Source organism: Rhodococcus sp. USK10 (genome assembly GCF_019378875.1).
Taxonomy (GTDB): domain Bacteria; phylum Actinomycetota; class Actinomycetes; order Mycobacteriales; family Mycobacteriaceae; genus Rhodococcus_F; species Rhodococcus_F pseudokoreensis.
The window spans coordinates 518,328-529,099 of record NZ_CP076048.1; the positions used below are offsets into that span (position 1 = coordinate 518,328).

The window sequence follows — 10,772 nt, forward strand, 5'->3', positions numbered from 1 at the left end:
CACACAAAGGTACCGGCACCACCACCCCGACCTGGTGCCATGCAGTCGCTATTTCCTCTGTATGACAGCAAGATTCATGATCGGCCCGAAGGCGAATCACCTTGACATTGACGCAGCTGACCCGGAGGCCTATGTACGCCTCGCCGAGAGAGAAGTAGGCCCACCCAGATGAACGACGGAACGATCCTGGTCGGTGTCGACGGATCACCGAATGCGCGTGTCGCCGCATTGTGGGCGGCAATGGTCGCCGACCGTCGCCAGTGCCTACTCCGAATCGTGCATGCCAGCCGGGACGAGTCCGCATCGATGGCAGGATCGGCGGTTCCCGGAGAGCACCCGTACGCGACCCGGGTGCACCGCCGCCAAGCCAGAGAAGCACTCTTACGGGCGCTGATACCTGTTCGCCGGCACTTTCCCGACGTCTCGGTGCGTTGTGAGACGATGCCCGGCCTGTCGGGGCCTGTCCTGGAAGCGGCCGGTGCCGATGCCGCATTGATCGTCGTCGGCGCCGTCGGTGTCGGAGCTTCGCACACACTGTCAATCGGGTCGACCGCGATCGAAGTTGCCCAGAACGCCGCCTGTCCGGTCGTCGTGTGGCGTAGTGAGCTTCGCTCCTCACCGAGCCGGGCGCCGATAGTCGTTGGGGTGGGCGGCAGCGGCACCAGCGCGCAGGTGCTGCTCACTGCCGCCGAGTACGCCACGCTCTTCGATGCACCACTGATCGCCGTGCAGTCTTGCTCGTCCTCCCACATCGGGGAGTTGACCGCCCCCAACCTCGCTTACTGGAACACACACGAGAGCGTCAAACGTGACCGACTCGACTCCGCGGTCGATGCCGCGATCACACGATTTCCTGCTCTATCGATCCGCACATTGATCACCATGAACAGCCCGGAGCGGGTACTCCTCGAACGCGCCGAACTGGCCCAACTGGTGGTCATAGGCCCCCGAGACGACACCCGCCCCCAGGCCGGTCCCATTCTCGGACCGGTCGGCCGGCACCTTCTCCTGCACAATCCCTGCCCGACGATGATCTGCCACGACCCGATTCCCGGGCCCCGGTAGACAGCGCCCGCGAGCCCTTCCGGATTCGAGGTCAGTCCTAAGCTCAGTTGACCGTGGGGACAGTCGAGGCCGGGTAGTGCGGCATCGATGATGCTGCCCGGTCGCCGTCCGCGGTCGTTGTATTCGTCTGGTCGACGGTCGATTCCATGACGGGAGCTGCAGCGGCCGCCGCTGTCTCACGGGAGAGGAACGTCGCAACCTCGCCGATGGCAGTCATCAGCGGCGCCGGGAAAACAACGGTGGTGTTCTTTTCCACACCCAGTTCGAGGAGGGTCTGCAGGTTCCGCAACTGCAGCGCCAGCGGATGGGCCATCATCGTGTCCGACGCTTCGCCGAGCGCGGCGGCCGCGCGTGCTTCTCCCTCTGCGGCAATGATCTTTGCTCTCTTCTCCCGCTCGGCCTCGGCCTCACGCGCCATCGCCCGTTTCATGGTGTCGGGTAGCTGGATGTCCTTGAGTTCGACGAGGGTGACCTCGACACCCCATTCGAGGGTGGTGGTGTCGAGGATCTGGCGGATCGCCCCGTTGATGACTCCGGTGTCGGCCAACGCCTCGTCAAGCGAATGCTGTCCGACCACATTGCGGAGGGTGGTCTGCGCGATCTGGTTGATCGCGGCATCGACGTTCTCGATGACCACAACGGATTTTCGGGCGTCGACGACCCGGAAGTACGCGACGGCGGCGATGTCGACGCTGACGTTGTCGCGGGTGATGATGCCCTGCGACTGGATCGGCATCGTGACGATCCGCATCGACACCTTGGTCAGTCGGTCCACGACCGGGATGATCAGCAACAGGCCCGGGTCGTGCACCGCGATGATCTTACCCAGCCGGAAGTGCACACCCTTCTCGTACTGGTTCACCACATGGATCGAGGCCGCCAGAAGCAGGCCCACAATGACGATAACTACGACGACAGCGGCAACGACGGCGGTCACGGTTACTCCAACCTCTCGACGGGAATAGGTTGCACAGTCCAGTCAACCGACCGCCGATAGCGAGCATCAGAGTCCGCGGTCACCGGCAGGAGGGGATTTCGGCACCGACTACCCGTGCGCACCATCGACCCTGTCGCAGCCACGCAGGCGTGCTGCCTGTCGCCGACCTGGCCCACATCTGGTTCCCACCCCGCTCGCCTCCTATTTGGTGCCGCATGGCTGGGGCAGTGTTCGGCTTCGACGTGTGTATCGGCCGCACCGATGATTCCCGCTCGGTATCCGAGGACCTTCAACTCCTGACAACAGTGCCCTGGTGCGAGAGCCTGGGGACATCAGCCCCTCGCTGATGATCCGGGTTCTGGGTGCGCCGCCTGGTTTGGCAGGTATGTCGCGTCCGCGGGCACGCACGCCGGGGCGCCGGGCCTCCCGGTCCCGGCGCCGCGGGCGGGATACCCGACGACGCGACCGAGCCTGTCTACCTACGAATATGGTGAGAGCAATGCAATTCGGCAACAGAATTTCTCGGATGGCCACTGATGCAGGTGAAGCCGCGCCCGGCCGCGCCCGGCGCTGCGGGAGGTGTTAGCTGGGGAGCTCTGGTAGGCAGCGCCTCAGGTGCGGTAAGGGCGCCCGTCAGGGCGCACGCCAGGGAAGCCGGTCGCCCACTGCTGCCGCGCTAACGATGGGCACGATAGCGCTGACCGATGTGGTCGAGTGGCCGGTCGTCGTGGTGAAGGGTGGTGCGGTGCTGCTGTTCGTTTCGACGGGACTGTCCGAACCTGCAAGGTTCTGCCCGAGACAAACTGGTGTTTTCCTGCGTCGCGGTATCGGAGTCGGTCGGTTGCAGCCTCCAGTCGTCGCAGGAGCGACTTCCCTCACCGCGATCTCTAACCAGTACCTTCCCGGCGAAACGGTTGGCTGGTCAGAGTGCGAACGGGTAGGTCTCGGGCCGCTCACCATCCACCCAGAGGCTCGAGTACTCGAGGGGTTCGAGGGCGTGGGTGGTGTCGATATGGATCACGGCATCGAACTGCTCGGTCAGCCGGGCGTGGACGTAGTGGCTCTGCCTCTCGGTGTCGGGTCGGTAGATCACCCCGATCGCCCGCCCCAGCCTGGCAGTCCGCAAGGTATCGGCGACCAGCCCGTCCTGCATCCGAACAAGGAATGACTCCTTCCCCACCTCATGGAAGAGTTCTTCGACGCTGCTCGGTAGCGCGGCTCGCACCGTCTTGCGTTCGGCGGGACCATTCCATTCACTGGCGGCGGTGACGCTTCCCGAGTACGTGGTGAAGCCGATGAGGCGGCAGTACTGCGGGTAGCGTTCGCGGACCAATTGGCCGACGGTCAGCTCACCGTGTGCGCCGACCTCGGTGGCACGGGCGTCACCCACGTGCGAATTGTGCGCCCACACCACGACACGGGAGGGGGTATCCGCCCGTCGGTCGAGGTGCGCGATCAGGGCGTCGAGGGTGTCGGCCATGTGGCGGTCACGCAGATTCCACGATGCGACCCGCCCTCGGAACATCGTGCGGTAGTACTCCTCGGCGTCGCGCACGCTCCACGCGTTGCGTTCGGCGTAGAACAGGTGGTCCTCTGCGTCCGTGCCATCGTCGAGGAGATGGTCGATCGTGTGGCGTTGAAGGTCGATCAGTTGCTCGACCACCTGCCTCTCGCAAGATTCGCCGGCGCCGAAGGCTGCGGCGTAGCCGTATGCTTGGCCGTCTTCCCCGGCGGCGTGGTCGAAGCAGGAGTAGCGCGTTCGCGCGCGGCGGGCCGCCTCCGGATCGACGCGGTCGAGGTAGTCGATCACCTCTCGGATGGACCGATGCAGGCTGTAGAGGTCGAGTCCGTAGAACCCGGCTTGACGGGCACGGTCCGGGCCGCAGCTGTCGTTGTGTTGGCGCAGCCAGGCGACGAAGTCGAGGACGGTGGTGTTGCGCCACATCCACGCCGGGAAACGCTCGAATCCCCGCAGCGCTTCCTCGGCCGAAGTGTCGGGACCCTGTCCGCGTACATAGCGATTGACGCGGTAGGCGTCCGGCCAGTCAGCCTCCGCCGCGACGGCCGTGAATCCCTTTTCCTCGATCAGGATTCGTGTCATTTCGGCGCGGGCGGCATAGAACTCCTGAGTCCCGTGTGAGCTTTCTCCGATGAGCACCACACGGGCGTCACCGACGATGTCGAGGAGGTCCGCTCGGGAGGGAATGCCACCAGGTGCACCTCTGCAGGCGAGTCGCACGACCCCTGCCGCAGAGGCGAACTCGAGGATCCGCGCTTCGTGCCGACCGCGGCCGATCGTCGGCGTGGTCAGGAGATCACGTACCTCGTCGTCTGTCACCTGGCGGAAGTTCCAGAACGAGGCACCGACCGCCCGGAACGGGAAGGGCATCGTCGCGCACACCACATCGTCGACCATCGCCCCGAGTTCGCGGCACGTCGATTCCGGTGCGGCGGGGACCGCGACGACGATCTGCGCGGGCTCCTGCTGTCGTAGGGCGGCGATTGCCGCGAACATGCTGGCCCCGGTGGCCAGACCGTCATCGACGAGAATCACGACCTTGCCGGCGACGTCGGGCGGCGGCCGATTGTCTCGGTATTCCGTTTCCCGCCGGATCAGCTCGCGACCCTCGCGGTCGACGACCTCACGCAGTTGGCGCGGGGTGATGGCGAGGTCGCGAAGTAGGTCGTCGTTCAGGACGATCGCGCCACCACTTGCGAGTGCGCCCATCGCGAACTCTTCGCGTCCGGGCACTCCGAGTTTGCGGACGACGAAGGTGTCGAGCGGCGCATCCAGCGCCGCGGCTACCTCCCACGCAACGGGAACGCCGCCGCGGGCGAGGCCGAGCACGACGACCCGAGGATCCGTCCGGTAGGCCTCGAGCAACTCGCCCAGGACACGTCCTGCCTCCCGGCGATCCTGGAAGACGTGTTCCGCTCTGTCCGCGGAGGTTTTCGTGGAGTTGCTCATGGAATCGGCCCTCCCTCAGGCATATCCAATCGACGCTTCCTTCTCGATCCTGCCGCGTGCCACCCGACGGCGACAGGGCCGAATGGCACCAAGGGCTACCCCTTTCGCGACGTCGGCACCGGGAAGTCATCGAGCGACGCCGGATTTGCGGCGATCCGTCCGGGCCGGCTCAGGTTGCGCAGTCTCGGCAGAACTTCATGCCGTCCTTGGTGGCGGCCAGGCGTGAGCGGTGGTACACGAGGAAGCAGCCGGAGCACACGAATTCGTCTGCCTGCTTCGGCAGGATACGCACATTCAGCTCCCCCTCCCCCGACAGGTCCGCCCCGGGTAGCTCGAACACCTCCTCCTCGGCGTCGACGTCCTCGTCGATCACCAAGGAGGGTTGGTGCCGGCGGCCGGCCAACTTCTCGACAGAATCAGCGGTTTCGTCATCCTCGAGGTCGGCGCGCCGTGGTGCGTCGTAATCGGTGACCATGAAAACCTCCGTATCCCCGCCACGGAGCGGGCTTTCGGTTGGTGTCGATGCGATCATCGCACCCGTCCATTTCGTTCAGCCGCGCTCACCCCGACGCCCCGCGTCCGACTGCCTGCACCGCGTCGTGTTCGTGGAGGGCCTTCTCCGCGTCGTGGTGAACCGGTTGAAGGTCGAACACCACCTCCTTCACGGTCCCGGTGAATGCGTACGGGGCCTTGTTCTCGTAGTCGAGGTCGACGACGAGACCGTTGTCGCGGCCGATGTCCATGCCGGCGTACGACGAGAAGGCCACCGGCACCGTGCGGGGCATGTCGCCCTCGCCGATGATCTCGTTGTCGGCCCACAAGGTCACATGACCGCTGGTGCCGGGCTTCGGCTCGTCGGCGTCGAACTGCATCTTCACCGTGATCTCGCCGGTCGGGATCGGGGTCTCGGATACCTGTTTGTAGGTCTCCACGCCGAGGAAGGAGTACGTGTGGTGCAGTTTGTCGGTGTCGTCGACCCAGAGCGCGAATCCGCCGATGAAGTCGGCGTTGGCGACGATGACGCCCTCGGCGCCGCCGTCGGGCACCGTCAAGTGCGCCTCGATCGAGTAGGAGCGGCCGAGGATGCGGGGCATCATGCCACGCTGAATATTCTGGACATCACCTTTGAAGGTGAAACGGGTCGTCGTCGGCATCGGCGGGAGCAGACCGAAGAAGATCGACATCCCGCCGAGTAGTGGCAGGGCCCGGTTGCGTTCGGCCTCGCGCCACCACAGCGCTTCGAGGTCCGCGAGCTTCTCGGGATGGTCACCGGCGATGTTCTTCGCCTGGGAGAAGTCCCCGGGGAGGTAGTACAGCTCCCAGAGGTCGTTGTCCGGGTTGTAGACGCCCGGGGCGAATCGTTGGATGGTCTCCGGTGAGAAGTCCCAGGGCGCCTTGTCCAGTCGGGTGCATGCCCACCAGCCGTCCTGGTAGATGGCGCGGGATCCGAACATCTCGAAGTACTGCACGGTGTGCCGTTCCGCGGCGTCGCCGTCGGCACAGGTGTAGAGGAAACTGGTTCCGTCCATCGGCTCCTGATCGATGCCGTCGACCACACCGGGCTCGGGCAGCCCCACGGCCTCGAGGACGGTGGGGGCGATGTCGATGCAGTGGGTGAACTGCCCACGCATCTTGCTGTCGGGCGTGATCCGTTTCGGCCACGCGAGGACCATCGGGTCGCGGTCCCCGCCGAGGTGGCTCGCCATCTGCTTGCCCCACTGGAACGGGGTGTTGTTGGCGTGCGCCCACGCAGCCGCGAAATGTGGAGCGGTGTGATCGTTGCCGAGCGCCTCGATCCCGCCGTATTCGTCGATCAGCTTCAGTTGGTGTTCGGCATCGAGCACCACCCCGTTGAGGAAGGTCATTTCGTTGAACGAGCCGGTGACGGTGCCTTCCATGCTGGCTCCGTTGTCACCCCAGATGTAGAGGATGAGCGTGTTGTCGAGGTCGCCCAGGTCCTCCAGCGCGTCGAGGAGACGGCCGACGTTCCAGTCCGCGTTCTCCGAATATCCCGCGAAGACCTCCATCTGCCGTGCATACAGCTTCTTCTGCGCCTCGGACAACGAATCCCATGCGGGGAACAGATCAGGTCGGTCGGTCAGTTCGGTGTCCTCGGGGACGATGCCGAGGTTCTTCTGTCTCGCGAGGGTCTGCTCGCGGTAGACGTCCCAGCCCTCGTCGAACTTCCCCGCGTATCGGTCCGCCCATTCCCGCGGCACGTGGTGCGGTGCGTGGCTGCACCCGGTGGAGTAGTACATCATCCACGGCTTCTTCGGGTCCTGCGCCCGGACGGCGTGCAACCACTCGACGGCCTTGTCGGTGAGGTCGTCGGGGAAGTAGTAGGCCTCGCCGTTCTCACCTTCGGGGACGCCGCGAACCGAGTTGTCCTGGCTGATGATCGGGTCGTATTGGCCCGCGGCGCCGCTGAGGAATCCCCACCAGTGGTCGAAGCCCCACCCCTGCGGCCAGTGGTCGAACGGGCCAGCGGCCCCCTGCACATTGTCGGGAGTGAGGTGCCACTTTCCGAAACCGCCAGTGACGTAACCATTCTCACGCAGAATTCGGGGCAGTGCCGTGCAGCTTCTCGGACGCGCAGCTGTGTAGCCGGGAAACGGGCCGGGATATTCGGCGATCGATCCGAAGCCGACGCGGTGGTGGTTGCGTCCGGTGAGCAGCGCGGCGCGGGTGGGTGAGCAGACTGCAGTAACGTGAAAACTGTTGTAGGTGAGACCTTTTTGTTGCACCCGAGTCAGGGTGGGGGTATGTATTGCGCCGCCGAAGGTGTCCGGTCCGCCGAACCCGGCGTCGTCGATCAGCACGATCAGCACGTTCGGGGCGCCGTCGGGGGCCTGGGGTCCGGGCACGATCGTCCAGTCCTCGACCGACTGATCGAGTGTTCGGCCGATCGTCCCGCCGAATGTGCGATCCGGGATCGGCAGTCGCGTCCGGTCCGGCTCGAACTTGCCCATTGCCTCGGCCAATGCCGATTCGAGGTCCCGCAGGCTCGCTCCGTCGATTTCCACCACCGATTTCATCGGCGCGCCGGCGAGTATCCGCTCCACCGGGAGCCGGCTCGACGACGGCAGCACGGCGATCACCACACACGTGCCCGCGGTCAGTGCTTCGCCGATCTTGTCCTCCAGGCCGCTCTTGATCCGGTGGTCGGTGAACTTTCCGACCAGCGCGCCGGCTCCGGCGCCGACCGCGACCGCGGCAAGCATCGGCGGCGCGAACAGGCCGACCGCGAGACCGACGGCGGCACCCCAGCCGGCGCCTTTTCGGCCCGCATGGTCGCCGGTGTCGACCAGGGTGGCGTTGCCCTCGGCGTCCCTGGCCACCAGCACCGTGCCGCGAAGCGCGATCGTCCGTTCGCGCACCTGATCGGCGAGGGCGTCGAATTCGAGGTGTCCGCGGTCGAGATCCTGGTATCCGGCCACGAGAACCAGCGTGGTGTCGTCACTCATGGGCTTATCCGCATCGGATGTGTCGTCCCCGTCTGAACGGGGACGGACTCTCTTCTCGATGCTCGTCGGTGCCTTTGCGGGCGACAAGGAGGAGAAGGTCCTCGACTTCGGGACCACCGGTTGGTTCCACCCTCTGTCGGCTCAGCCGGTGGGACCTCGCCGCAGCCGAGGTCGGTGCGCGGCCGCAGCCTCGGTGCGGCGGATTCGCATCGGGCGGGTCGGCGCACTCGATCGGTTTTTCACGGGCACGATGTCGTCGTCACCGGGCAGAAATCGTCCGGTGACGACGCCCAGCGCGGTTCCGGCGACCAGACCGGTGACGGTTCCCAGCGCGGCCACCGACGGTGTCGACCAGGTGCTCTCGGGTGTGGTCGCACCCAGGAAGATCACGGCCATTGTGGGAGGCCAGGCCAGGGTGTTGCCGAGCACCCACCGTGCGGGTCGCCGGACCAGGCGACGAAGTGTCGTCGCCTGCGCGGCACCGAGGATCGCACCCATGACCGCCCCGAGGGCGAGGGCTCCTGCCAGCACGAGGGGCAGCGCCGGTTCCGGCGCCCCGTCGTCGGGGGTGAGCACGCCGGGAACGGACGCCACCGCCCATCCCAGTCCGGCGACCGCCGTGGTGACCCACCGCCACCGACGCGCGTTCAACTGCGGAAGTCGGCGCCGAAGTCCGCTCGCCTGCAGGGCGCCCAGGGCACCGCCCTCGACGAGTCCGCCCGCCACCAGCACCGCCAACGCCAGTGTCGTGGCCTGTGGATCGTCGCCGAGTACATGCTGGGCGAGTTTCGCGGCGAGGGCGGCGGCGGTCATGCCGATGGCTTCCGCGCCGGCGCACAGGACGATCCATCGACCGGGTGACAGCCCGCGGACCTCCCCTTGCGATCGGGGGTCGGGATTGGACGGCGCGGGCCGGGCGCGGGTCATCGTCTGTCCCGCACGACATCGGCGCGGATGGCGGCGACCCAGTTATCGATGTCGTTCCAGTCGCGGGCGTCACCGTAGCGCCCGCCCATCACCCGGAACACGATCCGGCCGAATCCCGGCCAGTCGCCGGGAGCGATCGCCCCGGCGAAGGACCGGTGGTCCCGCACGTCCGCTGTCGACCGAAGAGTCTGCACCGCGCGAGGTTCCGGGGTGACCCGGCGCAGGTACCGCGCCAGCCGCGGCGACAGGATGGTGCTGGTCGCTCCGACCGACGACACCGAGTACGCCCACAGTGCCCGGCCGGTCAGGGCGGGGCCGAGGCGTTCGACCCAGGCTGTGGCCTCGGTGAGCCATTGCCCGTTGTGGATCGCGCTGCCGACGACGAGCGTCTCATACTCACGCACCGAGGTAACGTCCGCGAGGGGACGGAAGTCCACGACCTCACCCGCGCGGTCGAGCCCCGTGGCGATATGTTCGGCGATTCCGCGAGTGGATCCCTTCGCGGTCGCATGCCCGACCAGTATCGGCATGGTGTCCTCTCTATCACGGTTGATCGCCGGCCCGGCTCTGATGCGCGGGGTTGGCCGCTCTCGGCGGTCCATTCGGGGGCACCCTCCCACCCGTGCCCACCGGGTGCGGCGGCGGGCCGTTGCGGCCGAGTCCGATCACTCCGGTGACGACCAGTGCGATTCCGGCGCCGAGTAACACCACGGCACCGATGAGCACGCCGAGCGCGAGCGGACCGAGGAAGTTCCACCGGGCGCCCACCTGCACGTCGATCGAGATCCCAGGACTGCCGTCGGCATTCATCACGACCACGGTCCAGGAGCCGGGCTGCAGATCCCATCGCACCTCCTGGGGACCTGCCCCCGCGGCGGCTACCGACCAAAACGATTGCGCGGACGGGGGTTCAGGAATCCGGTCGCCGGAAATCTCTCGGTAGCTCGGCCGGAACGGGCCGAACTCGACGGCGGTCACCTGGGTGTGCGCGACGCCGGCGAGGTAGGCGTCGACGGCGTCGCCGGGGCCGATGCCGACGAAGATCGGGCGATCGGGCTCGTCCGAGGTGACACGCAACAGCACCCGGCCGACGTTCTCGGTGCTGAGACCACGTGGCATCTCACCGTCGTCGAGCAGGTCGATTCGCTCCGACACGAGGGCGGTCGCCGTCGACCGAAACCTCTCCGCAGCCGACGCCAGGTGGCCGTTGTCGTTCTGTTCGACGTAGGCCCACCCCAGGAACACCGCGGCGCAGAGGAGGGCGAACCCGGCCAGAGCGCACACGCAGCCGAGTACGAGCGCGACGGTCCTGCCGGGTTTCACGGATCATCCCTTCCGGGTCTCGGTTGCCGACTTCAGTGTGCGGCGTGAGCGGGTGATCTCGTGAGAGCCTTTGGTCACCACCGTTGAC

At 66.5% G+C, this 10,772-nt stretch carries 8 protein-coding genes; 1 reads left to right on the forward strand and 7 read right to left on the reverse strand.

The genetic code is table 11. The features are described from left to right. The first annotated feature begins 168 nt into the window (after positions 1-168). The gene (locus tag I1A62_RS09340; RefSeq protein ID WP_219458566.1) at positions 169-1,065 is read left to right on the forward strand and encodes a universal stress protein; all 897 of its coding nucleotides are present in this window, start codon (positions 169-171) and stop codon (positions 1,063-1,065) included. A 43-nt stretch (positions 1,066-1,108) separates the two neighbouring features. On the opposite strand, the gene I1A62_RS09345 is transcribed toward I1A62_RS09340, so the two are convergent. The 7 genes from I1A62_RS09345 to I1A62_RS09375 form a co-directional block, all read right to left on the reverse strand. Beyond that, complete coding sequence (locus tag I1A62_RS09345) at positions 1,109-2,002, reverse strand: SPFH domain-containing protein (protein WP_124395394.1); 894 nt, start codon at positions 2,000-2,002, stop codon at positions 1,109-1,111. 922 nt (positions 2,003-2,924) lie between these two features. Beyond that, entirely contained in the window at positions 2,925-4,970 is a 2,046-nt protein-coding gene (locus I1A62_RS09350; protein WP_219458567.1) for an erythromycin esterase family protein, read from the reverse strand. Positions 4,971-5,139: 169 nt separating this feature from the next. Then, positions 5,140-5,445 carry a DUF4193 domain-containing protein gene (locus tag I1A62_RS09355; RefSeq protein ID WP_219461140.1) on the reverse strand — a complete coding sequence of 102 codons (306 nt, stop codon included), beginning with the start codon at positions 5,443-5,445 and terminating at the stop codon, positions 5,140-5,142. Between the two features lie 85 nt (positions 5,446-5,530). After that, positions 5,531-8,434, reverse strand: a complete 2,904-nt coding sequence (locus I1A62_RS09360; RefSeq protein WP_219458568.1) for an arylsulfatase — start codon at positions 8,432-8,434, stop codon at positions 5,531-5,533. Positions 8,435-8,575: 141 nt separating this feature from the next. Then, entirely contained in the window at positions 8,576-9,361 is a 786-nt protein-coding gene (locus I1A62_RS09365) for a hypothetical protein (RefSeq protein WP_219458569.1), read from the reverse strand. Further along, positions 9,358-9,891 carry a flavodoxin domain-containing protein gene (locus I1A62_RS09370; RefSeq protein ID WP_124395397.1) on the reverse strand — a complete coding sequence of 178 codons (534 nt, stop codon included), beginning with the start codon at positions 9,889-9,891 and terminating at the stop codon, positions 9,358-9,360. Before I1A62_RS09370 ends, I1A62_RS09365 begins: the two co-directional genes overlap by 4 nt. Positions 9,892-9,904: 13 nt before the next feature. Continuing rightward, positions 9,905-10,684, reverse strand: coding sequence for a hypothetical protein (locus tag I1A62_RS09375; protein ID WP_219458570.1), 780 nt, complete (start codon positions 10,682-10,684; stop codon positions 9,905-9,907). Positions 10,685-10,772 lie beyond the last annotated feature (88 nt).